Raw genomic sequence first — 26,835 nt, forward strand, 5'->3', positions numbered from 1 at the left:
AAACAAAAATAACGCTATCTTATCTTGAATTCCTTTGCAACTTTCGCATAAAAAAACAGCCAAGTATTACTCGGCTGTTTTTTCTTCCATCATTGGGATAAAAATTCTAAAAATAGTTCCCTTACCAACTGAACTTTCGACACTGATACTTCCTTTGTAGCTCTCTAAAAGTTTATGGGCGATTGACAGTCCCAGGCCATTCCCGCCTTTGGTCCGCGCGCGTGCTTTATCGACACGGTAAAAACGGTTAAAGACTTTATCAATGTCCTCGTCAGGAATTCCTTCACCGAAATCTTGTATCGCGATTTCAAACTTGTTTAGAGTAGATGAAACAGAAAGATGAACTTCTTTTCGATCTGTGGAGTATTTTACAGCGTTGTCTAGAATAATAATCATGATTTGCTCCAAATGATTGCGGTAAATCTTGAGGATCTTCTCACCATCTAGATCGTCGTCCAAGGTAAATGTAAATTCAGGATACAGTAATTTGAAGTTATTGAATACTTGGTTCGTCACTTCTTTTGCTTTCGACGTTTCGTTTCCATAATAGACATCGACTTGTTCTGCCCGAGACAGGTCAAGCATCTCCTGCACAAGACTCTTCATACGAACCAGTTCTTGTAAGCTGGCTTGGATCGATTCATCCAAAATTTCCGGATCGTCTTTGCCCCAGCGATTCAGCATATTCAAATGGCCTTCGATGACTGCCACAGGTGTCCTCAATTCATGAGAGACATCCTCAACAAATTGTTCCTGCTGCTCGATGTACATGCGGATGCGATCAATCACATCGTTGAAAATCACCGCCAGATCAGATAACTCATCATTGGTTGTAATTTCAGGCACATGCACCTCGGCTTGAGGGTCTTGTCGAATGATTTCCATGGTGTCTCGTAAAATCTTCACAGGTTTTAAGAAATAGGAAGATAACAGGAACCCTAAAAAGCTGCTCAACAATAGCGAAACGATCTCCAGGACGATCAGCGTCAGCAGCAGTTTGCTGCGCATCTCGTAAAAATCAGACAGCTCATAAAAGACTTGAGCATAACCAATCTTTTCCCGAGTCTTTTTAGAATAAATCGGCTCTACAGATAAAAAGCCGTTCTTTTCATCCACGGTAACGATCGTAGGCGCTTTGTGCTTCGTTTGAACTAAGGGCTGGTAATCCTTTTGTGTTTTAAAGATCAGTTTCTTATCTAAATTGTAGATATCCAGAGATAATTGACGCTGACCGAGTTCAGAAATAAAGTCATCAATGCGCATCATGTTGCCTTCTAATGTCATGTTTTGATCGTACATCGCATTGTCTTGCGCGTCTGTTTCCGTCAATGTCCGATACGTATTGACAAGTGTCAGCTCTTCATCCGCATTTGCCAGACGAGAAGTCACTTCAGAGATCGTTCGCTCGACGTTTGTTCTTTCTTTAGTGACGATCAAATTCACGGAGGATTTATACGTGATCACAGCGAAGATCGTAAAAACGACGAATATAAAGAAAGAACTTGTAAAGGCCCACTTGATGGTGAGTGAGGGCCCCTTCAGTTCTCTTTGTTTCTTGATAAATTTTCTCATGAGCGCATAACGTAACCAGTACCACGGACGGTTTGAATATAGCTGTCTTCGCCTGGTACATCAATTTTATTCCGCAAGTAACGAATGTATACATCCACTACGTTGGTTTCTACTTCTGTTTCGTAACCCCAAACTTTGTTAAGTAAAACATCCCGGGCAAGAACAACGTTGACATTTTCCATAAGCGTCAATAGCAATTCGTATTCACGTTTGGTCAATTCAATGATTTCATTTCCGCGACGTACGACACGATTTTCTTTTTCGATCGTTAAGTCACGATAAGTGATCGTCGTTTGTTTAGCAACATTCTTATCGCCTTCGATATCAATTCGACGAAGCAACGCACGTAAACGCGCCAATAATTCTTCGATCGCAAAAGGTTTGACGATATAGTCGTCGGCACCGTGATCTAATCCAGAAACGCGGTCGATCACAGAGTCACGGGCTGTCATCATGATGATCGGTGTGTTTTTCACCTGACGAACACGGCGGCAAACTTCCAGACCATTCAATTCAGGAAGCATCAAGTCAAGTAAGATTGCATCCCAGTCACTTTCTAAAGCGGCTTCGAGTCCTGTTCTACCATTATAATGAACTTCTGTATCATAGCCTTCGTGTTTCAATTCTAGTTCGACAAAACGAGCTAGATTTTTCTCATCTTCAATGATCAGAATATTACTCATTTTTTTAGTTCCTTTCCAAGTTGAATTTCATTAAACCTCTATTATTATAGGGCTAAACCTGTCAAAAAGCTATAGCTAGTTATCACTAAATGTTATAAATAACTTTTGCTATTCTTCGTGGTACCAACTATAGTGATAAATTCCTTCTTTATCCATCCGTTCATAGGTGTGGGCACCGAAGTAATCCCGTTGTGCTTGGATCAAGTTTGCTGGCAACCGTTCCGCACGGTAAGAATCATAATACGTAATAGCAGATGAGAATGTTGGTACAGGGACCCCTGCTTGTACAGCGATCGCCACAACTTCACGAACGGCTTGTTGGTATTTTTCAGTGATTTCTTTAAAGTAGTCATCTAGCATCAAGTTCGCAAGATCGGCATCTTTGTCGTAAGCATCTGTAATCTTTTGCAAGAAACGTGCACGAATGATACAGCCGGCACGCCAGATTTTCGCGATATCGCCGAATGGCAAGTCCCAGTCGTATTCTTTTGATGCAACACGTAATTGAGAGAACCCTTGCGCATAGCTCATGATTTTACTGAAATACAAGGCTTCACGGATTTTTTCGATTAATTCTTTCTTATCGCCTTCGTATTTATAAGGAGCTGGTCCAGAAAGAACTTTGCTGGCTTCGACACGTTCTTCTTTATAGGCAGAAATGAAACGAGCAAAAACAGATTCCGTAATCAATGGCAGCGGCACACCTAAATCTAAGGCGCTTTGTGATGTCCATTTACCGGTACCTTTATTTCCTGCAGCATCTTTGATCATATCAACGATCGGCTCGTCTGATCCTTCATCGTCTTTGCGCGTCAAAATGTCCGCAGTGATCTCGATCAGATAGCTGTCTAATTCGCCTTTGTTCCATTCTGAGAAGACTTCTGCCATCTCGTCAACAGAAAGACCTAGCAAATGTTTCATCAAATCATAGGATTCAGCGATCAATTGCATATCCCCGTATTCGATACCGTTGTGCACCATTTTTACATAATGGCCCGCACCGTTTTCACCGATATACGTGACACATGGTTCGCCATCTTCTGCTTTCGCAGCGATTTGTTCAAAGATCGGCGCAACCAAATCGTAGGCTTCTCTTTGTCCGCCCGGCATCATTGAAGGGCCTTCGAGTGCGCCTTTTTCCCCACCGGAAACGCCTGTACCGATGAAATTGATTCCTGAAGTCGACAATTCTTCATTCCGACGAATGGTGTCTTGGAAGAAGGTGTTCCCTCCGTCGATCAAAATATCGCCTTTATCTAAATGCGGCAACAACGATTGGATAGTTGCGTCGGTTGCTGGACCTGCTTGCACCATCAAAAGGATACGACGTGGTTTCTCGATCGCTTCTACAAACTCCTCGATTGAGAATGTTGCTTTTAAGTTACGGTCAGGGTGCTCTGCGACTACCGCTTCAGTTTTAGACCCAGTCCGGTTGAACAAAGCGACAGAATATCCGCGGCTCTCAATATTCAAGGCTAGATTTTTTCCCATCACGGCCATACCTACGACGCCGAATTGTTGTTTTGACATAGTTATCCTCCTAGTTCATGCTGTAATTCCCATTGGAAAAAATAAGAGTGATCCTCCCTATGGCTTCTCCACGTAAACTCGCTGAATGATTCCACAGGTCAAATGCGCGACTATTTGAACAATTCATATAAACAGTGATTCCTTTATTGGAACTGTGCATAGTCAACTTATTTATTCAATACGTTTCTCATTATATCCTAAGAAAGTGAGAATGGAAAATGAATAGTGTTTTTTTGAGAAAAGCAAGCTTTATTTGTCTTTTTTCACCATGTTTTTCCAAGGCTTTAACGAAATTTGACAAGTTCGGGCTTTTCACCCAGTAAAGACGGTGCTGATCAGAATGCCCAACGAGTGGACTGTTCTTTTCGCATCGCCTGCGCTTGACGCTTGAAAATCTAAGAAAAAAACCTCAAGACTCCATGGTTAGTCTTGAGGTTTTGACTTTCTCTATTAAAAAGTGCTTATGCTTCTTTAGACATAACATCTTTTCCATCATAGTAGCCACAGTTGGCACATACGTGATGGCTCTTCTTCATTTCGCCACAGTTAGGACATTCGTTTAATCCTTTAATGGTCAATTTGTAGTGAGTACGACGTTTGTTCTTTTTAGCTTTTGATGTTTTTCTAGCTGGTACTGCCATTGGGTGTTACACCTCCTTATAAAATGAAGTATCATTAGTGATACATTTTATTCCAATCTTACTTGTCATCTTCTGATTCGTTGAACAGCTCAGATAATTTCGCAAGACGAGGATCAATTGTTTCAGCGACCTCTTCTTTTTTCTGTAAGTAGTCTTCTTCACTGACGACTTCCCAATCGTTTCCTTTCGGCAAATCAGTCGTGCGTAATTCTTCTTCAGAAAAAACTTGCATCGGAATCGCTAATAAAATGTTGTCTTCGATAGAATCGGTCAAGTCGATCGTATCCGTGTCTAGGACAAGAATCTCTTCATCCCGTTCTTCTTCCATAGAAGACCATTGCTCCCGTGTCATGAATACTTCGTCCACTGAAAGATCAAGTGGCAGATCAACTGGTTCCAAGGAGCGGGCTGAAGGAACAGTTACAACAGTTTTCAAACGATAATGTAAAATATATTCATTTTTTCCGACAGATAAGATTCCTTCTACAGCAACCGGAGCTACTGCTAAGACCTCGTTATCCCGGGCTGTCAATGCCTCATTCACATCGATCGTTTCTGAAAAATTTAGTGCTTCTTCTTTATAGCGGCGCAATTCGCCAATCGACCATTTCATCATTCATCACCTCTAAGCAACAATCGATATTATACAGGTGGAAAAAACCTTTGTCAATGAAATTTTCTTGACACCCTTAAAAGCTTTATGAGCTTAGTCAGCTTTGCCAGTTTTTCTTCACGCTTTAGCGTGATTAGAAAAATGGTATGCGTACGAAAACAAAAAGAATTTTACGTCAGAAAAATTCTCACCTTATTACTGAGCTAGCTGAGCTTATAGGTATCATAGAAATATCGACAATGCGCCATCCTCTGTATTCTTCATAGAAAAGGACTGTGACATAAATATGTCGCAGTCCCCACATTTCCTTTAAAAACAACGATCTAATGGTTTAGATGGCTGTAGTTTGTCCACGGTAAACGATACCGCGACGAGGGTCAACAGTGACTAATTCGCCGTCAACAACTGTTGAAGTTGCGTCTTTCGCACCCACGATCACAGGGATATCTTGAGCGATACCGACAACTGCAGCGTGTGAAGTCAAGCCGCCATCTTCAACGATCAATGCAGCAGCTTTTTCAATCGCTGGCATATAGTCTTTATCAGTTGTTGGTACAACTAAGACCATACCGTCTTTTGCATTTTTGATTGCTTCGTCAGCAGATTTTGCTACGACTGCATGGGCAACGACTGTTGATTCGCCGATTCCTTGTGCTTGTAATAATTTAGAACCGATCATTTGAACTTTCATAACGTTGGTTGTTCCACGTTCACCAACTGGTACACCAGCAGTGATCAAGATCAAGTCGCCTTCTGATGCGAAACCTAAGTCAACTGCTTTTTGAGCAGCTAAGTCGAACATTTCGTCAGTTGTTGTTGGTTTTTCAGCAACTGTTGGGAAGACGCCCCAGTTAACCATCAAGCTGCGTTTTGTATGTTCGTCGAATGTGACAGCCAAGATGTCAGCATCTGGACGGTATTTAGAGATCATACGAGCTGTATGGCCTGATTCAGTAGCAGCAACGATTGTTTTAACGCCTAAGTTCTTCGCAGCGCGTGCAACAGATAAACCAATTGTTTCAGTCACATTTGATTTGTCAAATTCGTTGATTTGGAATGAACCTAGTTCTGACAAAGCAGCTTCTGCTTCCATGTCGATACGAGCCATTGTGCCAACAGCTTCAACTGGATATTTACCATTTGCAGATTCACCAGAAAGCATTGTAGCGTCTGTTCCGTCAAATACAGCGTTGGCAACGTCAGATGCTTCCGCACGTGTTGGACGTGGGTTTTCTTGCATTGATTCTAACATTTGAGTGGCTGTAATAACCGGTTTGCCTGCATAGTTACATTTTTTGATGATGCGCTTTTGAACCATTGGTACTAATTCAGGAGCGATTTCAACACCCATGTCTCCACGAGCGATCATGATACCATCAGAAACTTTGATGATTTCATCGATGTTGTCGATTCCTTCTTGTGATTCGATTTTAGGGAAGATATGCACGTGTGTCATATTTTTTTCTTCTAAAATTTCGCGAATATCAAGAACGTCTTGTGCTTTACGTACAAAACTTGCAGCGATGAAGTTGATGTCGTTATCCAAACCAAAACGGATATCGTCTGCATCTTTTTCAGTGATACCAGGTAAGTTGATTGAGATTCCAGGAGCGTTTACCCCTTTACGTGAACCTAGCATACCTGCATTTTTAACGACCATGATCAATTCACGGTTTGCATCGTCTTTGTCAACGATTTCCATGTCGATCAAGCCATCATCGAATAAGATGTGTCCGCCGATATGTGCATCGTCGAATAGGCCAGGGTAAGTAACAGCGATTTTTTCTTTTGTACCTTTCAATTCAGAATCCATTGAGATACGTGTTTTGTCGCCTACGTTAAATTCGATATATCCAGCACGACCATAGTCTGCTTCTGTTGTATCTTGAACAGTTGTACGGATTTCAGCACCTTTTGTATCTAAAAGAATACCAACGTCTTTACCAGTTTTTTCAATTGCTTCATGAACCATGTGCATACGTGATAATTGTTCTTCGTGATCTCCGTGTGAGAAGTTGAAACGGAACACGTTAGCACCAGCTTCAATTAATTCTGAGATTGTTTCAACCGTGTTGCTTGCTGGTCCTAATGTACTAACGATCTTCGTCTTTTTCATTACGTAATACGCTCCATTCTTGATTGTTTATAATATATAGCTTTCACTATTATTAACGAGATTAAAATGAGATTTCGTTGTTTAGATCATATAAAGAAAGATCTGGTTTGTGTTTTTTGTTTTCTAATGCGTCGACGATATCAGCAGCAACCACTTCATTGTCCTTGATACCAATACACAATCCGCCTTTGCCTTCTAAAAGCAAGTCAACAGCGTATGAACCAAATTTGCTTGCCAAGACACGGTCGCGTGCACTTGGAGCGCCGCCACGAACAACGTGACCTAATACACTGACACGTGTATGGAAGTCGCCGTATTCCGCTAATTTATCCGCGAATTCATTTCCGCCCATCACACCTTCAGCAAGGATGATCAAGCAATGTTTCTTCCCGCGGTCGCGGCCTGCTTGGATTTTCTTCGCGATTTTCGCCATGTCGAATTCGTGTTCTGGAATGACGATTTCGTCAGCACCACCAGCAACACCTGACCATAAAGCGATATCGCCTGCATTACGTCCCATAACCTCGATAACGAACGTACGAACGTGTGAAGTCGCTGTATCACGAATACGGTCGACAGATTCTAGCACGGTGTTGATCGCTGTATCGAACCCGACAGTAAAGTCTGTTCCTGGAATGTCATTATCGATCGTTCCTGGGATACCAACCGCTGGATAGCCGTGTTTTGTTAACGCCATCGCTCCGTGATAAGAACCGTCACCACCGACAACAACTAGGCCTTCGATACCGAATTTTTTTAATTGTTCGATCCCTTTTAATTGCCCTTCTTCTGTAGCAAATTCTGGGTAACGAGCTGAATATAAGAAAGTTCCGCCTCGTTGGATCTTATCGCCGACATCTGCAACGTCTAAACGACGGATATCACCAGCGACTAAACCGGCAAAACCATAATTGATGCCATAAACTTCCATGCCTTCAAAAATCGCTTTACGAACCACTGCACGAACAGCAGCGTTCATTCCGGGAGCGTCTCCTCCACTTGTTAAAATTCCAATGCGTTTCATTTTCTCACCTCATAAGTATTCTCAAAAAACATACATCGTGTAATTCATGGTACATTCTACCAAAAAACATCCCAAAAGTCTTGGGATGTCTATGGGAAAAGCGCGTATTTTGAAAAAAGTTTTTGAAAGTTACAAGAAATCATCTTATTACGACGTTTTGTTCCCCTAATATGTCACTTAAAGCATTTAAGAGGGTGTCATTAACCCCCACCCAAAACTTTTTATCCAGCACAATCTTCCGTTTGCTTTTTTCATAATAGATCACTACGGGCACTTTTCCGGGGGCCAATTGCAATCTTTCGGCAATTCCTTGTTGGATTCCAGGCGAATCTTGCTCCGCCTGTACTCTCAAATAGAGGGTCCGGTCGCTGATCGCATCTTCTGCCGTCTGTGCCAATACCAACTCTTCTACTAACAGTTGAAGTGCCTGGTCATACCGGCTGCGTTCGACTTTGCCTTGCACATAATAGACCTTTTCCAGCTCTAGTTCGTTGCGGAGGCGTCGATAGGGTTGCGGAAAAATGGTCAAGGAGATTTCGCCGCTTTGGTCATTCCCTGTTAGAAATGCCATCTGCTCCCCTTTTTTGGTGCGGATCTCACGGATATCTTTTAAATAGAAGAGAATCTTTCCGTGATTTCCCACCGTGAGCTCCGTGATCGGCAGCAGATCCTTTTGCTTCAATAGTTTCGGGTAGTTTTCAGTCGGGTGGCCGGAAACATACAACCCGAGGTATTGTTCCTCGTAATCCAGACGTTCTGCCAACGAGAAATCGTCGGAAGGACGCTCCTTCAAACTCATGACATCCAGCAAGGACATACTCCCGCCGCTGTATTGCACGTTTTGGATCTTGCCTTCCAGCCCATCTGCCAACTCTTTTCGATTGGCATGGAGTGCGTCAAAGGCGCCTACATAGATCAACGGGGCTACGTATTCATTCTTCAGCCAGCGGGTTTCGATTCGCAACAGGAAATCGTCCAGTGATTTGAAGGCTCCCTCTTCTTTCCGAGTGGTGATGACGTCGCTGACAAAATCCCGTCGCATGCCCTTGATGGCATCCAGCCCGAATCGGATCACGTCCTTCTCTACTAGAGTAAAGCTGTAGCTGCTGCGGTTGATGTCTGGCGGCAATAATTTGACCCCTGCTCGATTCGCTTCTGCGATATACTCCCGCAGCTTCTTAGGGTCGTTTCGCACCGACTGCATGAGCGCCGTGTAAAAAGCCCCCGGATAATGGACCTTCATGTAGGCCATTTGGTAACCGATAAAGGAATACGCGACAGAATGCGACCGGTTGAAGCCGTAATTAGCAAAGCGCTCGATATAATCATAGACTTCTTCCGCACTTTTTTGACTGTGTCCGCGGGAAACGGCACCACTGACAAAATGACGTCTTTCTTCATCTAACAGGTCTTTTTTCTTCTTACTGACGGCACGACGCAAGATGTCGGCTTCCCCTAGAGTAAAGCCCGCCATCTGAGCCGCGACTTGCATGATCTGCTCTTGATAGACGATAAACCCGTAGGTCGGCGCCAAAATCTTTTCAACAGAAACATCTGGATACGTGACTTGTTCTCGTCCATTTTTCCGTGCAATGAATTGGTCGATGATTTGCATCGGTCCTGGTCGATACAATGCGTTGACCGCCACGATATCCTCAAAAGAGGTCGGATGGAGATTGCGCAGCACTTTGCGGATACCAGCCGATTCAAATTGGAACACACCGCTAGTTTCTCCTCGTTGGAACAAGACCAAAGTCTCCGGGTCGTCTAATGGGACATTTTTTAAATTCAATTCCTCACGGTAGACTCGTCGAATATTTTGCTGCGCATTGTCAATGATCGAGAGGTTTCGCAGGCCTAAGAAATCCATTTTCAAAAGCCCGATCGCTTCAACGTCTGTCATGGTGAATTGTGTCAGCAGGATATCTTCAGACCCGTTTTGCAATGGCACGACGGACATCAAATTCACATCACTGATCACGACTCCCCCTGCGTGCGTCGATACGTGTCGAGGCAAGCCCTCCAGCGTCAGAGCCGTTTGGAAAAGCAGGTCACTGCGTTCATCGCTGGCGACCAATCGTTTTAGCGGTTCGGATTTGTCATAGGCTTCTCGCAAGGTAATTTTCAACTGACTGGGAATGGCTTTGGACCAGCGATTGGCTTCACTTTGGGATAAGCCGAACACACGACCTACATCCCGCAGCACCATTTTCGCTGCCATCGTCCCAAATGTCGCGATTTGTGAGACATGGAAATGCCCATATTTTTCGTGGACGTAATGCAGCACTTGACTCCGGCGGTTATCAGGAATATCCAAATCGATATCCGGCATGCTGTTTCGTTCGGGATTCAAAAAACGTTCAAACAATAGGTCATACTTGATCGGATCAACATCCGTGATGCTCAAGACATACGCGACCAAGGAGCCTGCTGCTGATCCACGACCAGCACCCGACACGATTTTGCTGCGATGGACATAATCCATCACGTCCCAAACGATCAAGAAATAGTCATCGAACCCCATATTATGGATGATGCCCAATTCACGGGTCAGACGTTGGCGATAGTCATCGGTGACGTCGACGATTCGTTCCGGCAGCTTTTGCCAGCAAAGCTCTTGCAGATAGGCGTCTGCCGTCTGCTGTGTAGGAACCGGATAATGAGGCAATAATTTTTGATGCAGCGGCAACTCAAATTGACACTGCTCGACTAATTGCTGCGCATGCCTCACCGCTTCTTCCTCCTCGAAGCTGTCCGCCAGTGTCTGCATCTCCAGCAGATAATTGTCTCCGAGCTGATTGGTCAGTTCTTCCCGCGGAATTTGATTCCCGTTTTGAATATGATTCATGACCTTGATCGCAAAAGCTTGCGTCGTTTCCAAATAGGCGACTTCATGGATCGCGATTTTCGGCAAGCTTTTCGGCAGCGACGACAGGTTTGTGGCAGGGGAGATGCCTAAATACCTTTGACCCTCGCCTATTTCCCCGAAGGCTGAAAAAACAGCGTCCATTGGATTAGATAGTCCGTCAACGGGAAGAACGGTGATTAGATTTTCCCCGTTTAAGTTATATTCCTGCAAAGGTAACGGTTTTTCCGCCATCATACGTGTACTGGATAAACGCATCAATTCCTGATACCCAGCCACATTCTTGGCATAAAGTACCACGCGCTCTGTGGATTCCCCATAATAAAAATCCAATTCCAGCCCGATGATCCCTATCATTTGATTTTTTTGGCACGCTTGGAAAAACTCCACCGCACCGTATAACACATTTTCATCAGTGATCGCGACAGCAGTATACCCGCGCGCTTTCGCTGACGCCACATAGTCGCTGATCGTTAACGTACTTTTCAATAAAGAATAGGAAGTTTTCGTATAAAGTTGTGGGATTTGCATGAGTTCCTCCTACTTCGTATTTGTGTCATTGCTTTCCCATAGTGCTAAGGAAAGGAGAACTGGTATTCTCTTTCTTCTGTCAGTCTATCATACTATACAACAGAACAATAACTGCCAGAATGGCTTTCTATACTTAAAAATAATCGTTCGCTTTTTTTCTAGTTTCTTTCATCAGTCTTTTCTTTACATTTTCAAAAAAAATGCTAAACTGAACCTAGAATTCCCTGCGAAAAGAGGTGCTCTGGATGAAATATTTAGTGACATTATTTTGGGCTTTCGCAATTGGACAAGCCGTTTGTTATTTAGGCGGCGCCTTGCAAAGCGGTTCTTATAACTTCGAATTATCTACGATTATTTCACTTATTGTCGGCGTGATCGCGCTCATCGCTGCGCGTTTTGTGTCTCCTAAAAAAAGCAATGCCTAAACAAAACCAGTTACTTTATTGTAACTGGTTTTTTGTTTATTTCAAATTTAGAGTTAGTGAAAGTTATAAGCGATGTTTCATCTCTTACCCGCTCCATTAATCAGCTTGCTTTTCAGTTTAGAATGAAGCGACGCTGATATCATTCCTATAACGATGTAACCAAAGAACTCAACGATCTACTCGATACCACTGAAAACCTCTATACAAATTGATCCCTGCGACTATGAACCAAACAGCCGAAACCAATTGGTTATAGTGAAAATCCGTAAAAAGCAGAAAAATTACACCGCCTATCCATTGGTAGCCGGATTTCCAAAAAAGATGGTACCACTTTTTTTTATTCATCGCTTCCCACTCCCATTTTGATACATCCAGAATTTTTATAGTCCTCAAGTTAAAGTATAGCACCCGCACACCCTCTTAGGATGCATCTCTAAAAATTAGCAGGTTTTGTCCATTTTTTACAAAAAAAGACTGCCCTAAATTGGACAGCCTCAGTAAAATTACTAATCAAAAGCTAAATTTTAGTATTCGTTAACAGCAATTTTCGGAAATTGAAGGTACTTAAGATAATGTTGCCCAATACACAGGCGCTCGTTACTAAGAAGACGGCGGGATAGCCGAGAGAATGCGCCACCGTCGAACCTAGCATCGGCCCGATGACTTGTCCGAAATTATTGAACATTTGATTATAGCTGAAGATACGACTCACGCCTTCTGGCGGACTGATTTTGCTGATCAACGTATTGATCGACGGCATCAGCGCGCCGGTTGAGAAGCCTAAGAAAAAGCGCAATACACCGAGCTGGAAGGGTGTTTTAACAAAGGCCATCGGAATGAAGCAGACCAGCGACAAGACGAGACCCGCCAATAATACCTTGTGATTTCCGATGCGGTCGCCGATTTTTCCTAATGTTGGTGAGGAAGCAATCGCCGATACGCCAGCTACTGAAACGATCATCCCGCTGATGACAAGGGCATTACTGCTGCTGCCGCTCAGGTCACGAATGTACAACGTCAAGATAGGGCTGATGCTGGTGACACCCACCTGCAAGATCAATGAACTAATGAATAATCCGATCAAAATCGGCATGTAGTTGATTCGTTTGCGCAATTCGTTCATGCTGATAACATCCGCTTTTTCGATTGGTTGAAAGTCTTCCTTGACCATCGTGACTGTCAAAATCGTACAAATCAGCAAAATGATCCCCGTAATGATAAAGACATTTCGCAATCCAAACCATTGTGCCAATAGACCGCCGATCAACGGACCGATCAAATTCCCGGCGACTCCGCCAGTAGCCAATGTCCCCAGTGCCCAGCCGCTCTTTTGCTTAGGTGCCTGTGAAGCGATCAAGGCCGTCGCGTTCGGCATATACCCCGACAATACGCCAGTCATGAAGCGCATGATCAACAGCCAGTAAACATTTGAGACGAAGGCCAACGAGCCCATGGTGATCGTCATTCCAGCAGCGGCACGGACCATCATCAACCGCCTGCCTTTGCGGTCTGCCAAATTCCCCCACAAAGGTGCCACGATCGCAGCAGAGAAGGCGGTCACTGAAATCGCTAGTCCAGCAAACAAATCTACTTGCGACTTGGGTGTTCCTAATTCTTCAATGTAGACTGGCAAAAAAGGCATAACTAAACTGAAGCTCGCACCAGTAAAAAAACAACCGATCCATGAAATCAAGAGATTTCTTCGCCAATTGATTTTCATCTTCTGTATCCCCTTTCTTACCTCTTTCATTTCTATACTATAGCAGAATCAGACAGAAAAAACTTTTCTCTTCCCTTATCAAACGGGACAAAATATTAATACTTTCATCAATTTTAAGCGCCCCGGTTGCGTTTTCTAATGGATGTGCTAGACTGAAACAAATTGAAAACAAGCTTTCTGTTTCATTTTACAGAATGAAATATACGCTTAGAACGATTCTTATTCTTCATTGAAAGAATAAATACACTAATACGAAGTAGGGGATTTTATGAAAAAATTGATCGCGATTGATTTAGATGGAACGACACTGAATCAAGATTCAAAAATTACTGATAAAACCGCCAAAACTCTGCGCCGCGCGATTGAGGATGGTCACTCCGTTGTGATCGCCACAGGACGCCCTTATCGCATGAGTAAAAACTTTTATCAAGAATTGCAGCTTACTACGCCGATGATCAACTTTAACGGCGCTCTCGTTCACCTGCCAGAAAAATCATGGATCGGCGAGCAAGAAACATCCTTCAATCGGAGCATCGTGTTTGATCTGATGTCGGAAAAGAAAAACTTAAAATTGGACTTTATCGCCGCGGAAAATCGCGACACGTTCTTTATTGACGACTTGAACTTCTTTGATCAGCATTTCTTCGCCAGCGACTTTGCTACGAACGAGAATTTGTTGACCGTCAATACCTTGCAGTCCAATCCAACCTCTGTTTTGTTACGGAGCCAGCCTGAAAATGTCGGCAGCGTTTCTGAAGAATTGAAGCAGCAGTATGGACACGAGGTGGAAGTGAATACTTGGGGCGGGCCAAATCCTATTTTGGAAGTCGTAGCTAAGGGCATTCACAAAGCACACGGATTGAAGCGCGTGATCGACACTCTCGACATGAATCAAAAAGACATCATTGCTTTCGGCGATGAACACAATGACGTCGATATGTTGAAATTTGCCGGCTGGGGCGTATCGATGGCAAACGGAACTGACCAATTGAAATCCGTTGCGAACGACATTACCGAAAAGCCGAATACCGAAGACGGTATGGCAGACTATTTGACGAAATACCTTGATTTATAGAAACTATGGGAAGAATCCTTTGATTCTCTTCCATAGTTTTTTATTTTCCAAACAATTCGATGGCCTTTTCAGCAAAGCGCTGCCCAAAGACTTCGAAGATCGCCTTCGATTCCTCATAATGATCCCCCACGGCATCCAACGCCACCGGTCCGTGATGGATAAAGGGCTGTCCGAAGGCTGAACCGCTGGAATACACCAGCATCCCCTTTACCAGCAAAACCCCAAGCATTGAAAGAATCGCAGTGTCACTTCCCCCTTGCGCATAATGAGCAGTCGCGAATCCTCCGCCAAGCTTGCCAGCAAAGGAAATTCCCTTGCTTTCCTCCAGCAGCCAACGCGTCATGCGCCAGTGGCTCGTCGCCATATAGGTGGGGGACCCAAAAACAATGCCTGCGGATTCCTTCAAATAAGCGGCATCCACAGGCTCCTCCACTGAAAAGAGCCGTCCTTCACAGCCTGCCTTTTCCATTCCTGCTACGATAGTCTCCGCCATCTCCTTTGTCTGCCCAGTCTTGCTGTAGTAAATTACTGCCAGTTTCATAAGAACCGCTCCTTTACCCTTTTCTTCGATAGTACGCCTTAATGCGCGGCCTTTTCAACTACAAAAAAAGAGCCGCCTCTTAAAGAAGCCGCCCCTTTCGAACTAATTCACTACTGTGTATTCGTCGATCGTCTTTCCATCTTTGTCCTTCAGAACCAGCCACCCATTGGTTCCGCCAAAGTAAAGAAAGAGTCCTGTCTCATTCACACTTTTAAAAATGATATCTTCCGTCGTCGTAAACTCTGAGAATTGCTTTGCGTGATCGGCCCTCAGCTTTTCCCCAAAACGCCCGTCAAATCCGATCGAGCCATCCTTTTTTAGAGGGATCTCCCGCGTCAGCTTCGCACCAGCCTTCACCAGCATTTCATTGCGCTTTTGCCAAATCACCTCAGCCTTTGAATCCTTGTGATCCACATAAAAAGAAACTTCACTGACCTTTTTATTCCAACGATGCTGCGCCTTCGCAGGTTTGGCTTTGATTTTTTTGTTTTCATAGCCAAAGGCTGCCAGAATAGCAAAGAGCTCTTTTTGCTGTTCTGACACTGTTGGAAAATGATTGGTAGCAATTTTCTGCGTCTCAAATAACCCGGCCGTTTTCAGCGCGTTCTCCTGCCACACATCCAACATTTGCTGGGCTAAGTCACGACCTTCTACTTCCCACGGCACCGAGATCTTCACCAGACTATCCGCTTTTTTTAGAGACGCAGGATCGATCGTTGGACTGTAGTCGATCGCCTGCGGTTCACGTCCCTTAAAATATAGCAGCAGTTCGGTTTCTTCAAGTTTCGGCAGTTCTTTCAAGTCACGATAAATGTTCATTACCCCTCGTTCACCAAAGCGAACAGTAGTCACGTGTTGCTCTATTTCTACATTTAGCTGAATCATCGACGATCCCTCAAATCTTTTTCTTTAAGCATAGAGAAAAAAGCGGTCTGCGTCGAATGATTTGCCTGTATCAAGCCTTTCTAACCAGCCTAAATAAGCTTTACTCTCAAGAATACTTTCTGCGGCTCCCCCGCTCCTGCCAACGTTGGACTTTTCAGGAGCGTGGGCCATCTTTATGCGTATTCTCGTCGACGTACGCGATCGAGTAACCGCTTTCGTTTTTTCTTAGACTTCTTTGTTGGCGAGTCCTTATTTGCAGAAATACTGATTTTCTGCGGCTCCTCCACTTTGGCAGTTACGAGGAGTCTGACGGGAGTCGTAGTATCATCCACATCTACGTCCTCTAAGGAGGCATGCGGCGGCAAGCACCCCAGGATCAGCATAAACGCCTGCTGTTCCGTGAGCTCCCGCGGATCGGCACCTGCTGGAAGTGCGATCTTTTGGATCAGCCAGCCCGGTTTTGGCCGCTCTTCGACAATGGACAGATCTTCTGGGATTCGAATGTTGGCGATCGCTGCTGGACCCGCCGCCAACTCATTTCCCTGTCTCTCACGTTTCTCCGGTACAGAAACCGGTCTTATTTCTGGTGCGATTTCCTGTGACGTCACACCGGCTGCTTCCATCAACTGTGTCAACGGATCTTTTGCCTTTGGTTTTCTTTTTGTTTTTGCGCCCGAATCAAAAATCGGTGTCACCTTTTTGAGAATCTCCTTAGCGCCTAAAACTTCCTTGAACAGACGAACACCGTCTTTTTCAAATAAGTCCAATTTCGTTAATTTCGTCAGAGACGCTTTCACGTCTTCCGCGGTTTTGCTTGTATCAAAATCCTTTAAGCGAAAATGATGGTTTTTGCCATCGCCTCGCGCGAATGTCGCATCTAATGTCGTTGTTACGTGCATCTGTTTTCTCCTCTCTCTTTAAGTGTCACGCTCCTTCCCCTTTTTCTTGTCATGATTCGGCTGCTCCTGCTAAAGCGGCATAAACCGTTTGTCCTGAAAGTCCTTCGTTTTCTTCGCTATAGGATAATACGGGAAATAATTTCACCGTTAATAAGTGCCAATCTTGCTTAGTAAAATAATCAGAAAAATAAAGATAATAGCGGCGCATGGCGGCGGTTGAACGTGTCTTGAGAAAAATACGCTGAACCAGTGACCGCAGTACCATATGAAAATCTGTCTTCGTCAATTCTTCGCGAACCTGCAGCGTGATCAACATCTCGATGGTGGCCTTGCCATCGTTTGTTTGAAAGTAATAGCTGCGGATTCGTTTCTCCAATGTTTTTCGAGAAAGCGCAAACAATTTTTGCCGCGTCAACTCTTGTGTATCCATTCTTTTTCCTCCTTCCTTGTCTGTCTGAGATATCTACCTCCCAACGATAAATCAAAACCTAAAATATTTCATTATCAACTTTTTTAATAAAAAAAATAGATAAAAATAGTTTTCCCCTATTTGTTGTCCCATCAACCCTGATCGCCTTAATCAATAACAATAATTAGGTGAAAAAAATTGTAAAAAGGGGTGATTTCCGACAAAAAAAGCCCCGTTTTTCAACGAGGACAGGTCAAATCAATCAATAATTTTTTTCACTTTGAATGGTTCGGTCTTTTCAGAAGGCGCCTCTTGATCGGCCAAGTCGAACAAAATAAGGGCTTCCTTTCCCTCGCCTTCGACGATCACCAATTTTCCAAGGGGATCACGGTTGTCTTTGACGATCTGAGCCTCTTTCATCAGCTCTTTAGGGTCCCGTTTAGCAGCAAGAGCATTCCCCAAATTAAAGAATACTGTTTCTTCCATTTTCCTTCACTCCTTTTTGAAACCTTTTATTCAGTATAGCAGAAGCCGCGTAAAAGTACCGATTCGCGAATTCAACGCTCCTTTCAACTAGCCGACCTAATAAAAGAACTATTTTTTTCTATTAAAAATCAGAAAAAAGTTGGCAACGTCTTCTCTGGTTATTTGTGCTATCGTCTTCTTATAGCAAAAAGCCAGTCGATCAACAATCTATAAAATAACGTTTTTTAAAATAAAAAAGAAAGAAGGACACATCCGTGGCAATCACAAGAGAGTATTTGATACAAAAACTAGCTAGCTTTGTAACAGAAAATGGTCGCGTCCCAAAAGTAAAGGAGTTCGGTCATTATGGCATCATACATAAATTTTTTGGCTCGTATACAGCGTTCCTCGAAAGCCAAGGCTTTGGCAAAACGAGAATCATTGCACATCCGACAAAAAGTGAACTAGAGAAACGACTTCACGAATTTGTAAATAAAAATAAGCGCACGCCTAAATCCGTCGAATTCGGCTTCGCCAGTCACGTGTATAAATACTATGGCTCGTACATCAACTTTATCAAAGTCTGTGGCTACGCCTCTCTTTACCTCGATTCAAGAAACCATCCCGCTTCTAAAGAGGCCTTGATCGACAAATTGAATGTCTTCGTTACTAGACATGGACGGACGCCAACGTCAACAGAATTCGGTCAGAACACGACCATCGTTAGAAAATTCGGTTCCTATAACGCGTTTCTTCACAGCCAAGGATTCCCGCCCAATACTCCCGGACGGAAAACGCAACCCTTAGAGGAGAAATTAGCGAAGAGACTGGACGCCTTCATTGCGGAACATAAGCGCATCCCGCAGCCCAACGAATTCAAACACTATAAAGCCATCAGAACTACCTACGACACCTATGGAGCGTTTCTTAGAGCCCATGGGCATACGTTGCCGCCTTCAGAAGCCGCTCCGAAGAAAAAGACCAAAAAAGACACTAGCAAAGCAAAAAAGAACAATCCTCAGCGAGACAATCGTTCCCGACTCACGAACAAGCCCTCAAGATCCAGTAAAACAGGCGTTCGTGGTGTCACGATCAATAAAAAATCCAACCACTATGAAGCGAGGATCGATTGCCAAGGCAAAAGATATTATCTAGGCACCTTCAAAACACTCGAAAAAGCCGCTGAAGCGCGCAAAGCCGCCGAAGAAAAATATTTTGCCCCTCTGCTGAAGGAATACACAGAGTCTCTCCAGCAAGACGAGACTTGCTGATGCAAACAATTGAAAACAGCGCACAAAAAAAGCGCGGTGAAAGCCGCGCTTACAGGTAAGATAAAAAGGAAGGTACGGGAATCACAGAAATATTGAATACACTGTCATATTCCCTTATTTGAAAGCAAAAGGATTCCTTTCAGATAATAATAGAATCAGTCAGAATCAACGTTTTTCAAACATGTCTGGGTCACTGACTGGTCAAAAACTTCAATAAGCCGTGGGGGTCAATTTTCTTTTATTTTTTATAATCAAGCATTGGAGCTACAAAACTTGGATCAACTTCTTCAAGCGTAACTTTATCCATAGAAGAATATTTTCTTTCCCACGATAGTGCGAATAAAGTTGATTCGGGTCTTATAAAATCTTCCTCATTTTGTTTTCTTACTTTCCTATGCAAATATTCTTCTAATAAATATAGACTTGCCAAAGTATACAAAACATTTTCCAAGTTTGCTTTTTTGTAGTTCAAAGTACGACCATGTTTTACTTTATTATATTCTCTCCACCATGTTGGTGTTTGATTTGGCCACGTTTCCCCAAAAGGTTCTATCAAGCTTAATGAAGAGACTCCCATAATATGAACCTGATTGTTCAAATCCATTAAATTGCTTGATTTAATTTCATCTCTAAAATCAACAATATTCTTACTTGTATCATCACTATCAAATCCGCAAAGTTCTCTAAAAATGATTTCACATTCTGATCCAATCGCTAATAGTAGCTTTTGATATTCAATAGAAAATGTTTCGAAATTATTCTCATCTAGCATCACAAATTCTGTGGTATTAATAAACTCATTTTCCAAGTGTAGATAGTATTTCCAATAAAAATTTGAAAACTGAACTTTATCCATTAAATCACCTCATGTTATTATACCAAAAAAACACGCCACAAAGGACGTGTTCTAAAATTGATTTCTACATAAAGAGCGCACCTGAATCGCCAGACAATAACCTAACCATTCAAGTAGACTATTTTAGAACGTTCATAACCTATCGTCTTTCCTAGTCCAGCATGTTTGCAACCACACCTACAATTTTCAGTCCAACAATAGCTTTCGACTAGCTAAGTCTTGCAAAATCTAGGCAGCTACCCCCTTCATTTACTACCTCTATTATACTAAATTCTTACAACGTTTACAACTGTAATCAGTCTAAGAAATCAGTTTAGCTATGATGGTCGTAAAGTCTTTATAAGCCGTTCCTTCATTAATTGAGATAATTTTATAACTTTTGTTTTTCCAAGCTACTTTCATATCGTTTGTTAGTTCATAATCTTGATCGTATCGAATAATAAACGTCAACGTTCCTTCCAATACGGTTCCTATTGAAGCAAGTACATCTTTCAACAACTGTGAACGCACATTAGCCCAACATTCAAATACAGTTACTTCACTCTCCACCATTTGTCCATCTTCATCTTTCACACGTTCCATTTTTTTAAAGGCTATTCTCTCGGTCAGCTCATTTACATTTTTAATGATCGGCATAATAAGCACCTCTTATTTGTTGAATCAACGCTTGTACCGTTACTGGTATCCGTTCACTGTTGGCTTCTTGACGGTTCAAATACCAATGTTGAGCAAGTAAAGACACTGCCAAATCAAATTGCTGATAATTATCCATATCTTTATCCGTTGCGCTACTATCAATGGCGCTTTTTATATATTCGCCTGCCGTGTCAATTAATTGCTTGATAAAGAAATCATCAATAGTATGATCGATTCGCATGCTATTTTTTATGCTTTCCAAATTTACCATTCTATCTCTCCTAATGAAAAAGGCAGCGGGATAAACCGCCGCCCAATATTTTTCTATCCTTCTGGTGTTACAACTGGTGTAAATTCAATGTAGACTGAAGCATTTTCATCAATTTTTTTGTAGTCGTTACGAACGATCACCGCTAAACCTTGAGAATAGTAATCAAATTTTTCCCATTGAGTCGTCACTTGATTTCTACGAGCCACAAAAACGGATTGTGCAATATCCCCCATAACCATAGGGAATGTTCCAGCTTTAGGATTGGCAAACAACGAATCTGCAATCAATACCACTGGCATGCCGAACAATGATTTCCCACTTGGAGCAGTCACATCCGGTTGTAAGATATAACGTCCATCTGAATCTTTCAGCGTATCTAGGTGGTTATAGCCTGATTGATTCAAGATCACCATTTTATTTAACGCTGGTTCAAGTACCACATTATAAAGTTGTTTTAAATCATCCAACGTAGCAGCCGTTTTCTTGGTGAATGTTTTCAATAAATTCACGATATGCTTATTATCGGTATTTTCAACCAATTTTGCTAACTGTTCTTTAACTTCTTGTACAATATTTACTGCTGAATCTTCCACAACTTCATTAGACAAGGCGATTTTTCCAGCCCGTGTTTCGGCTTTATATTCAACTTGCGTGAACATTTCAGCGTCGATATCTCCAATTTCAGCGAGTTCAGCTTTTGTTGCTAACACTGCTTGTTGGTTGGTTGCTACTGGATATTTTCCTTGCCCATTGGATACTGTTTTGACTGTTGCATATTGGGCTAAGTTATAATTTGAACGTTTCAAGTCAAAGACTTCACCGATTACTTCTTCAGGAACAACTGCCGCCGCATTTACAGTAGTGACACCATCACGAACTTCCCCTTGTGAACGGATATATTCTTCATACCCACGCATTTCTGTTTTTTCGTTATCGATTAAAGTTTTTTCCATGTTATTACTCTCCTTTTGCGCTTTAGAAGTGGATTCTAAGCTATTGTTTGTTTTTTTTGCTTGGTAGTTACTCATAAACGATTCATAAGAACGCTTATTTACTTGGACATTTGATGAATCATAAGCAGGAACGGTCACGATACTAATTTCATTAAGTGCTTTGATTTTATCTATTGATCGTTCAATTGTGCCGTCTTCTTTTTTGTCGAATGAATCTAATCCAAGCACGAACCCGAAGGACATAGAATCAACAACCCCTTTTGAGATATTCTCATACACATCATTTGAATAGGTCGTGTCGGTTAGCTCTGCTTCAAAATGTAATCCTGTATCATCGACATTCAATTTCAACGTACCTGCTTTGACACTAGCTAGTGGCTTTGAATAATCGTGTCCATATAATAAGAACACATTAGACAAGTCAACTTCCTTTAAGGCTTCGGGTGTAATAACTTCCACAAATCCGCCTAAATCCTTTGAAGGTTGTCCGAACTTAAAAGCATATCCTGACACAGTTTTCCCCTTATCAGTCTGTTTACCTTCTTTTGGCGGCTCATTTTCTTTGGTATCTGTGGATAGTCCAGCCTGTTCCGTCAAACGTTTTTCTTTTTCTTCTTCATTATTCAATTGGTGTAACTCCTTCCTGTTCTTTTAGCTGATATTTTTCCAATGTATCTAAGTAAGTAAAGTTCAAACTTGCGAGTAAACGATCCCCACCATTCATTGGAGGTAGTCCCATTTTGGAACGTCCTTCATTAATTGTGAGTAGCGACCCTTTGACCTGCTCCAACACATTTTTAACTTTCGTTTCGGGGTCAGTCTCTAGCAACTGATCGGAATTAAAACGGATATTGGTTTCAAGTTTCGTATCCAATTCACTCACAAACACATTAAAGTAATGAATTAGCGTGCTTTGTATATACTGCAAGTTACTTTGAACCGTGCTAGAGTGTTCATTTTCAACGCCTAAACGCTCAATCGGTACACCAAACGCTTTAGCAATTTGTTTCGTTGTCCAATCACTCGAATTGACCAACTTCAAAACATCTGTGTTTACTTCTAAAGATTTATAATCCATCGTTTCATCAAGAATGATTGTTCTTAGTGCATTATCTCCGCTACTTGAACCGTTGGCTTCTTCAAATTTTTCACGTATCGCATTTTTAGCTGATCCATCTAAATCTGATTTATGAACCTTTAATATTCCTGACCCACTGACACCACGAGCAAAGAAATTGTGTAATGTTCGATTACCAGCCTGTTGTATCTTCATTTCATCACGTAACGCATAAAGCGGTGGCAATCCTGTCAATCCATCTTGGGTGAAATATTTAAAATGTAAAATATCACTAGACTTCACACGTCTTTTTTTATCACCAATCTGATAAGACAAGTTGCCATTATCTAATTGAGTAACTGTCACATTTGAATTAGGCAACAAGTGAAGTTCTTCCACTTTTTCACCGTTGCGTTTGTTCTCCGCAAAGCTATTCCCATTTAGCAGCATATTGACCGCCAAAGCAAACTTGAAGTGCCAACCGTCCATTTCTGAATTAGGTTTCTCGTTTAGTACCTTCACCAGTGCATTATCTGTTTGTGGCATATTGTTTTTGACTAATTGAATCGGGCTAGAAGCAATATCACTGGCAATGATTCGGATAGCTGCAAACACATCACTATTTCTTAATGCACGAACGCTTGTAAAATTGGTGGTGTAATCATCTGATTGGATGGATAACACATGATCCAGGAAAGGATCTCCTATTGTATTTTGTCTCGCTCTAAAAAACGCCATCTTTTAACCTCCCTTCTGTCCTATATTTAGCATAATCGCTATCCCAATAAGCACTACGCCCAGCGCTAACAAGCCATAATAGACATTTGTTAGTAAGGTGATAGCGATTAAGATACACACCAACCCAAGTAACAAAAGGACGGTATGAATATTATTAGAAAGAAAATTCTTCACTTGTATAGAAAACATTGTCTGCTTTTGCTCCCTCCGTTGTGGTGAAATAATCCATTGCAAATACATAGGCATTGATAAGTGCTGCTATCGGGTCAATTTTGTTGCTGTTCTTCGATTTATTTATCTGAATCCCATTGTTATCTGTTTTTAAAATAGCGTTATTCACTGCATGAGTGAGGATTGTATTTTTATTATGAATAACATTGCCTTCATAGACTTGTTCCCTAAGCGTTCGAGTCGGAACGTTTAAAGTGATCGTTCCCTGTCTTACTTCTAACATTGGGTAGTTCGCTTTTTCAGCTTTAGAAATTAGGCTGTTAGCGTTATACGGATCATAGCAAATTCCCATACATTCTAAGTCGTTCATTTCGATTAAGCTTTGGATAAACTCAAATACTTGGTCATAGTCCACAATCCCGCTTTCTAATTGAGTAATGGAACACTCACCAACTTTTTCTAGTTCCCTATAAGGCAACCCGTCACGCTTTTCTTTGTCTTGAAGCCCATATTTAGTGGCTACAAAGCTATGAGAATCACAATAAAGCTCGCCGTTATCTAGAGGTACAATCCATGAAACACTGGTTAAATCATCTGTTTTCGATAAATCCACTCCGATATAAACGGGCTTTCCTGTAATATCTTGTGGTTCTACTTCGGTTGCTTGCCAGTCTTCCGTAGCCATATAGCTATCTTCTGAAGCTTGTCTCCATAAATTGAAGTTTTTGACCAGTACAGAATTAAGATTGTTTTGTTTCAAAGCGAGGTTCACATCATCTTGAATAGTTGGAATCATTACTTTCTTGATTTCTTCACTTTCAAAAATGGGGTTTGCTTTGATCCATTTTTCTTGGTCGTGAATTTCTTCTGGATCATCTAATTCCCATATCGCTATGAAGTACCTGTCAGCTTGTTCTTCGCCCGTTAACACCCGATCTAACAATACGTATTCTTCATACATAGGAACGTTTAAATCAAGCCCAGCGGTGCTAATAACACACAATAAACCATTCTTTTGTTGGGTCATTCCTGATTTAATGACGTTGTAAGTTTTACGAGTTTTTGCTTCGTGCCATTCGTCAAGAATTGCGGTTGTTGGTGCAAAACCATCTAGCGTACTGGTTTCACTAGCTAGTGCCATAGCAAATGAATTAGAAGGTAAATGCTGAATTTTTGAGTTCATAATTTTTAGTTGTGGTCTTAAAAACTTACTAGATTTAACCACGTTTCTAAGTGAATTAGACAGCATATCATAGCCCAATTTAGCTTGTTTTAAAGCATTTGATACAAACAATACTTGCCTTGCTTCTGCTGGCTCCTGTTCCACTATCAACGCATTAGCAGCCATGCCACTAGCGATATACGTCTTCCCATTTTTACGTGATTTACTGATAAACGCTCGATTAAATCGCCTGTAATTCCCTTCTTTAGTACGCCAGCCATAAAGACTGCCAATGATGAACATTTGAAAACCCAACATCTTGATCCCTTTGCCGTCCGTAGAAGGTAACAACTCAATGAATCTAATTGCTTTGTTGGCTTGTTCTTCATCAAACACATAAGGAAAGCTATCTGATTTGGAACGCTCTAAATCGCTTATATGGCGTTCACACGCTTGGATAATCTTTTTTGGTGCAATCAGCTTGCCTGATAAGACTTTTTCTATATATTCATTCATGAACTCATCAACTCTTTGAATGGGTCTTCGGGTTCATCATTTTTAACCTTGTTCAAAGCTAGTCTTGATCGTGATTCTAAAGTCATACCTAATGAAGTTGCTTGCTTCTTCAAATCACTCATAGCTTGAGATTGAACCCGAACTGCTGGATTAGCTTTCTTTACTCCGTTTTCGCATGTGATAAACGTTCCTGATTTTCTTATCTCAGCTTCTGCTGTTTTGATTCTCGAAAAAGCTAAACAGTAAGCGACCAATGACCCATAATCCGTTTCACTTAATGGATAATCTTTTTTTAATGCCACGATGACACGATTCCATTCACTTCTAGCGCTCGCTGCCATCCAATCGGGGGGCGTGATATTTATTAACGGTTGTTGCTTGAACAATTCTTCTCTAGCGTCCACACGGACAGCCTTTTCTTCACTTGATATATTGCCTTTTGTATCTTCTAATATTTTTGGGTGTCCCATGTTGTCCTCCTTTCAGACAAAAGAAAAAGGAACGCCAGCAATTAAGCCAACATTCCTTCGTTTTTCGATCAGAATTTTTCTTTGTCTAATTTATCTATATAAATGATTTTTCCGTTCTGCATTTGGATGGTTACCTGTCCAAAATGCGGTAATGTGACGGTACGTTGTTTTCCTGTTTCATCAGTAATGACAACTGTATTTTCCACTAAATCTCCTACTTTCATTATATACTCTTTCATTTATGGTTACAACTGTAATCGTTATTTGTAATTACCCTTATGCCTTTTTACAATGGTTATTTGTACCAAAATGAGTAGGCATCGATTGTCAGCAGACTTCACACAAGCCCCCTTATAACTAAAGGGAGTCACTTTTACGCTTTCTTCTTTCTCTAGTTGTTTTAGTATTATGATGTGTATGGCATAGTGAACGGAAATTACTTTCATCAAGCCGCTTAGTCCAATCATCTTTTATCTCAATTATATGATCTACAACATCAGCTTTTCTTATCAGACCTTCTTCTAGACAATCTTCACACACTGGATGATTTAATCGATACAAATATGAAGCTTTTCGCCATGTTCTGCTTTGATAGAATTGAAAATATTTACCTTCGCTTTGCTTTCTTTCTTCACGTTTAACCGTTGTTTGTTCCGCTTTGTGCTTCTCACAATACTTTTGCCTATAATCGACCAATACTTTACACCCAGCATGATTACATTGTTTTTTAACTGGCATA

General features: G+C 41.9%; 28 protein-coding genes. 3 read left to right on the forward strand and 25 right to left on the reverse strand.

Features of this window, described 5'->3' with window-relative positions:
• Window positions 1-66: 66 nt before the first annotated feature.
• The 8 genes from I592_RS08710 to I592_RS08745 form a co-directional block, all read right to left on the reverse strand.
• Window positions 67-1,572 carry a HAMP domain-containing sensor histidine kinase gene (locus I592_RS08710; RefSeq protein ID WP_010780582.1) on the reverse strand — a complete coding sequence of 502 codons (1,506 nt, stop codon included), beginning with the start codon at window positions 1,570-1,572 and terminating at the stop codon, window positions 67-69.
• Complete coding sequence (locus I592_RS08715) at window positions 1,569-2,255, reverse strand: response regulator transcription factor (RefSeq protein ID WP_010740068.1); 687 nt, start codon at window positions 2,253-2,255, stop codon at window positions 1,569-1,571. Before I592_RS08715 ends, I592_RS08710 begins: the two co-directional genes overlap by 4 nt.
• Window positions 2,256-2,363: 108 nt before the next feature.
• Entirely contained in the window at window positions 2,364-3,785 is a 1,422-nt protein-coding gene (gndA, locus tag I592_RS08720) for an NADP-dependent phosphogluconate dehydrogenase (protein ID WP_010780581.1), read from the reverse strand.
• A 461-nt stretch (window positions 3,786-4,246) separates the two neighbouring features.
• The gene (gene rpmF / locus I592_RS08725; protein ID WP_010740070.1) at window positions 4,247-4,426 is read right to left on the reverse strand and encodes a 50S ribosomal protein L32; all 180 of its coding nucleotides are present in this window, start codon (window positions 4,424-4,426) and stop codon (window positions 4,247-4,249) included.
• Between the two features lie 58 nt (window positions 4,427-4,484).
• Entirely contained in the window at window positions 4,485-5,039 is a 555-nt protein-coding gene (locus I592_RS08730) for a YceD family protein (protein ID WP_044926513.1), read from the reverse strand.
• 331 nt (window positions 5,040-5,370) lie between these two features.
• Entirely contained in the window at window positions 5,371-7,155 is a 1,785-nt protein-coding gene (gene pyk, locus I592_RS08735) for a pyruvate kinase (RefSeq protein WP_010780579.1), read from the reverse strand.
• A 61-nt stretch (window positions 7,156-7,216) separates the two neighbouring features.
• Window positions 7,217-8,179 carry a 6-phosphofructokinase gene (gene pfkA / locus I592_RS08740; RefSeq protein WP_010780578.1) on the reverse strand — a complete coding sequence of 321 codons (963 nt, stop codon included), beginning with the start codon at window positions 8,177-8,179 and terminating at the stop codon, window positions 7,217-7,219.
• A 139-nt stretch (window positions 8,180-8,318) separates the two neighbouring features.
• Complete coding sequence (locus tag I592_RS08745; protein ID WP_010780577.1) at window positions 8,319-11,576, reverse strand: DNA polymerase III subunit alpha; 3,258 nt, start codon at window positions 11,574-11,576, stop codon at window positions 8,319-8,321.
• 245 nt (window positions 11,577-11,821) lie between these two features.
• Between I592_RS08745 and I592_RS08750 the strand changes: the two genes are divergently transcribed.
• On the forward strand, window positions 11,822-12,001 hold the full coding sequence (locus I592_RS08750; RefSeq protein ID WP_010780576.1) for a YjzD family protein: 180 nt from the start codon (window positions 11,822-11,824) through the stop codon (window positions 11,999-12,001).
• Between the two features lie 168 nt (window positions 12,002-12,169).
• On the opposite strand, the gene I592_RS08755 is transcribed toward I592_RS08750, so the two are convergent.
• Together I592_RS08755 and I592_RS08760 are read right to left on the reverse strand one after the other, a co-directional pair.
• Window positions 12,170-12,346, reverse strand: coding sequence for a hypothetical protein (locus I592_RS08755; RefSeq protein WP_010780575.1), 177 nt, complete (start codon window positions 12,344-12,346; stop codon window positions 12,170-12,172).
• Between the two features lie 172 nt (window positions 12,347-12,518).
• The gene (locus I592_RS08760; RefSeq protein ID WP_010780574.1) at window positions 12,519-13,721 is read right to left on the reverse strand and encodes a multidrug efflux MFS transporter; all 1,203 of its coding nucleotides are present in this window, start codon (window positions 13,719-13,721) and stop codon (window positions 12,519-12,521) included.
• Between the two features lie 268 nt (window positions 13,722-13,989).
• On the opposite strand from I592_RS08760, the gene I592_RS08765 reads away from it, so the two are divergent.
• Window positions 13,990-14,796: a Cof-type HAD-IIB family hydrolase gene (locus I592_RS08765; protein ID WP_010780573.1), complete on the forward strand. Its 807-nt coding sequence runs from the start codon at window positions 13,990-13,992 to the stop codon at window positions 14,794-14,796.
• Between the two features lie 40 nt (window positions 14,797-14,836).
• Here the strand turns inward: I592_RS08765 and I592_RS08770 are convergent, their stop codons facing one another.
• From I592_RS08770 to I592_RS08790, 5 genes are all read right to left on the reverse strand, one after another.
• On the reverse strand, window positions 14,837-15,337 hold the full coding sequence (locus tag I592_RS08770) for a flavodoxin family protein (protein WP_010780572.1): 501 nt from the start codon (window positions 15,335-15,337) through the stop codon (window positions 14,837-14,839).
• A gap of 102 nt (window positions 15,338-15,439) precedes the next feature.
• Window positions 15,440-16,222 carry a DUF4357 domain-containing protein gene (locus tag I592_RS08775; protein WP_010780571.1) on the reverse strand — a complete coding sequence of 261 codons (783 nt, stop codon included), beginning with the start codon at window positions 16,220-16,222 and terminating at the stop codon, window positions 15,440-15,442.
• Window positions 16,223-16,395: 173 nt separating this feature from the next.
• Window positions 16,396-17,121 (reverse strand): DUF2922 family protein, encoded by a 726-nt coding sequence (locus I592_RS08780; protein WP_010780570.1) that lies wholly within the window; start codon window positions 17,119-17,121, stop codon window positions 16,396-16,398.
• 49 nt (window positions 17,122-17,170) lie between these two features.
• Window positions 17,171-17,551 (reverse strand): hypothetical protein, encoded by a 381-nt coding sequence (locus tag I592_RS08785; protein ID WP_010780569.1) that lies wholly within the window; start codon window positions 17,549-17,551, stop codon window positions 17,171-17,173.
• A gap of 237 nt (window positions 17,552-17,788) precedes the next feature.
• Window positions 17,789-18,016, reverse strand: a complete 228-nt coding sequence (locus tag I592_RS08790; RefSeq protein WP_010780568.1) for a hypothetical protein — start codon at window positions 18,014-18,016, stop codon at window positions 17,789-17,791.
• Window positions 18,017-18,270: 254 nt separating this feature from the next.
• On the opposite strand from I592_RS08790, the gene I592_RS08795 reads away from it, so the two are divergent.
• A complete protein-coding gene (locus I592_RS08795) occupies window positions 18,271-19,266 on the forward strand; it encodes a homing endonuclease associated repeat-containing protein (protein ID WP_010780567.1) in 996 nt (331 codons plus the stop codon).
• 238 nt (window positions 19,267-19,504) lie between these two features.
• Here I592_RS08795 and I592_RS08805 read toward each other — a convergent pair whose 3' ends face one another.
• The 10 genes from I592_RS08805 to I592_RS08840 all read right to left on the reverse strand — a co-directional run bounded on the left by I592_RS08805 (window position 19,505) and on the right by I592_RS08840 (window position 26,834).
• Window positions 19,505-20,122 (reverse strand): hypothetical protein, encoded by a 618-nt coding sequence (locus I592_RS08805; protein WP_010780566.1) that lies wholly within the window; start codon window positions 20,120-20,122, stop codon window positions 19,505-19,507.
• Window positions 20,123-20,422: 300 nt separating this feature from the next.
• Complete coding sequence (locus I592_RS08810; protein ID WP_010780565.1) at window positions 20,423-20,758, reverse strand: phage head closure protein; 336 nt, start codon at window positions 20,756-20,758, stop codon at window positions 20,423-20,425.
• Entirely contained in the window at window positions 20,745-21,029 is a 285-nt protein-coding gene (locus tag I592_RS08815; RefSeq protein WP_010780564.1) for a head-tail connector protein, read from the reverse strand. Before I592_RS08815 ends, I592_RS08810 begins: the two co-directional genes overlap by 14 nt.
• A gap of 53 nt (window positions 21,030-21,082) precedes the next feature.
• Window positions 21,083-22,609 (reverse strand): phage major capsid protein, encoded by a 1,527-nt coding sequence (locus I592_RS08820; protein WP_010780563.1) that lies wholly within the window; start codon window positions 22,607-22,609, stop codon window positions 21,083-21,085.
• Window positions 22,602-23,777 (reverse strand): phage portal protein, encoded by a 1,176-nt coding sequence (locus I592_RS08825; protein WP_010780562.1) that lies wholly within the window; start codon window positions 23,775-23,777, stop codon window positions 22,602-22,604. The genes I592_RS08820 and I592_RS08825 overlap by 8 nt, the downstream gene beginning before the upstream one ends.
• A 3-nt stretch (window positions 23,778-23,780) precedes the next feature.
• Entirely contained in the window at window positions 23,781-23,966 is a 186-nt protein-coding gene (locus tag I592_RS21970; protein WP_010780561.1) for a hypothetical protein, read from the reverse strand.
• Window positions 23,932-25,626, reverse strand: a complete 1,695-nt coding sequence (locus I592_RS08830) for a terminase large subunit (RefSeq protein ID WP_010780560.1) — start codon at window positions 25,624-25,626, stop codon at window positions 23,932-23,934. Before I592_RS08830 ends, I592_RS21970 begins: the two co-directional genes overlap by 35 nt.
• Window positions 25,623-26,096: a phage terminase small subunit P27 family gene (locus I592_RS08835; protein WP_010780559.1), complete on the reverse strand. Its 474-nt coding sequence runs from the start codon at window positions 26,094-26,096 to the stop codon at window positions 25,623-25,625. Before I592_RS08835 ends, I592_RS08830 begins: the two co-directional genes overlap by 4 nt.
• Window positions 26,097-26,164: 68 nt before the next feature.
• The gene (locus tag I592_RS20965) at window positions 26,165-26,320 is read right to left on the reverse strand and encodes a DUF2292 domain-containing protein (protein WP_010780558.1); all 156 of its coding nucleotides are present in this window, start codon (window positions 26,318-26,320) and stop codon (window positions 26,165-26,167) included.
• A 133-nt stretch (window positions 26,321-26,453) separates the two neighbouring features.
• A complete protein-coding gene (locus I592_RS08840; protein WP_044926182.1) occupies window positions 26,454-26,834 on the reverse strand; it encodes an HNH endonuclease in 381 nt (126 codons plus the stop codon).
• Between the last annotated feature and the right edge of the window lies 1 nt (window position 26,835).

It is taken from the genome of Enterococcus gilvus ATCC BAA-350 (assembly GCF_000407545.1).
Classification (GTDB): Bacteria; Bacillota; Bacilli; order Lactobacillales; family Enterococcaceae; genus Enterococcus_A; species Enterococcus_A gilvus.

Excerpts from the sequence above, each read along its gene's own strand:
- I592_RS08835 (WP_010780559.1), bottom strand. The coding sequence starts at position 26,096 with ATGGGACACCCAAAAATATTAGAAGATACAAAAGGCAATATATCAAGT.
- I592_RS08805 (WP_010780566.1), bottom strand. The coding sequence starts at position 20,122 with ATGGATAAAGTTCAGTTTTCAAATTTTTATTGGAAATACTATCTACAC.
- I592_RS20965 (WP_010780558.1), bottom strand. The coding sequence starts at position 26,320 with ATGAAAGTAGGAGATTTAGTGGAAAATACAGTTGTCATTACTGATGAA.
- I592_RS08760 (WP_010780574.1), bottom strand. The coding sequence starts at position 13,721 with ATGAAAATCAATTGGCGAAGAAATCTCTTGATTTCATGGATCGGTTGT.
- I592_RS08785 (WP_010780569.1), bottom strand. The coding sequence starts at position 17,551 with ATGGATACACAAGAGTTGACGCGGCAAAAATTGTTTGCGCTTTCTCGA.
- I592_RS08755 (WP_010780575.1), bottom strand. The coding sequence starts at position 12,346 with ATGAATAAAAAAAAGTGGTACCATCTTTTTTGGAAATCCGGCTACCAA.
- I592_RS08745 (WP_010780577.1), bottom strand. The coding sequence starts at position 11,576 with ATGCAAATCCCACAACTTTATACGAAAACTTCCTATTCTTTATTGAAA.
- pyk (WP_010780579.1), bottom strand. The coding sequence starts at position 7,155 with ATGAAAAAGACGAAGATCGTTAGTACATTAGGACCAGCAAGCAACACG.
- I592_RS08810 (WP_010780565.1), bottom strand. The coding sequence starts at position 20,758 with ATGCCGATCATTAAAAATGTAAATGAGCTGACCGAGAGAATAGCCTTT.
- I592_RS08825 (WP_010780562.1), bottom strand. The coding sequence starts at position 23,777 with ATGGCGTTTTTTAGAGCGAGACAAAATACAATAGGAGATCCTTTCCTG.
- pfkA (WP_010780578.1), bottom strand. The coding sequence starts at position 8,179 with ATGAAACGCATTGGAATTTTAACAAGTGGAGGAGACGCTCCCGGAATG.
- I592_RS08750 (WP_010780576.1), top strand. The coding sequence starts at position 11,822 with ATGAAATATTTAGTGACATTATTTTGGGCTTTCGCAATTGGACAAGCC.
- I592_RS08715 (WP_010740068.1), bottom strand. The coding sequence starts at position 2,255 with ATGAGTAATATTCTGATCATTGAAGATGAGAAAAATCTAGCTCGTTTT.
- I592_RS08765 (WP_010780573.1), top strand. The coding sequence starts at position 13,990 with ATGAAAAAATTGATCGCGATTGATTTAGATGGAACGACACTGAATCAA.
- I592_RS08770 (WP_010780572.1), bottom strand. The coding sequence starts at position 15,337 with ATGAAACTGGCAGTAATTTACTACAGCAAGACTGGGCAGACAAAGGAG.
- I592_RS08830 (WP_010780560.1), bottom strand. The coding sequence starts at position 25,626 with ATGAATGAATATATAGAAAAAGTCTTATCAGGCAAGCTGATTGCACCA.
- I592_RS21970 (WP_010780561.1), bottom strand. The coding sequence starts at position 23,966 with ATGTTTTCTATACAAGTGAAGAATTTTCTTTCTAATAATATTCATACC.
- rpmF (WP_010740070.1), bottom strand. The coding sequence starts at position 4,426 with ATGGCAGTACCAGCTAGAAAAACATCAAAAGCTAAAAAGAACAAACGT.
- gndA (WP_010780581.1), bottom strand. The coding sequence starts at position 3,785 with ATGTCAAAACAACAATTCGGCGTCGTAGGTATGGCCGTGATGGGAAAA.
- I592_RS08775 (WP_010780571.1), bottom strand. The coding sequence starts at position 16,222 with ATGATTCAGCTAAATGTAGAAATAGAGCAACACGTGACTACTGTTCGC.
- I592_RS08730 (WP_044926513.1), bottom strand. The coding sequence starts at position 5,039 with ATGAAATGGTCGATTGGCGAATTGCGCCGCTATAAAGAAGAAGCACTA.
- I592_RS08840 (WP_044926182.1), bottom strand. The coding sequence starts at position 26,834 with ATGCCAGTTAAAAAACAATGTAATCATGCTGGGTGTAAAGTATTGGTC.
- I592_RS08710 (WP_010780582.1), bottom strand. The coding sequence starts at position 1,572 with ATGAGAAAATTTATCAAGAAACAAAGAGAACTGAAGGGGCCCTCACTC.
- I592_RS08780 (WP_010780570.1), bottom strand. The coding sequence starts at position 17,121 with ATGCACGTAACAACGACATTAGATGCGACATTCGCGCGAGGCGATGGC.
- I592_RS08790 (WP_010780568.1), bottom strand. The coding sequence starts at position 18,016 with ATGGAAGAAACAGTATTCTTTAATTTGGGGAATGCTCTTGCTGCTAAA.
- I592_RS08815 (WP_010780564.1), bottom strand. The coding sequence starts at position 21,029 with ATGGTAAATTTGGAAAGCATAAAAAATAGCATGCGAATCGATCATACT.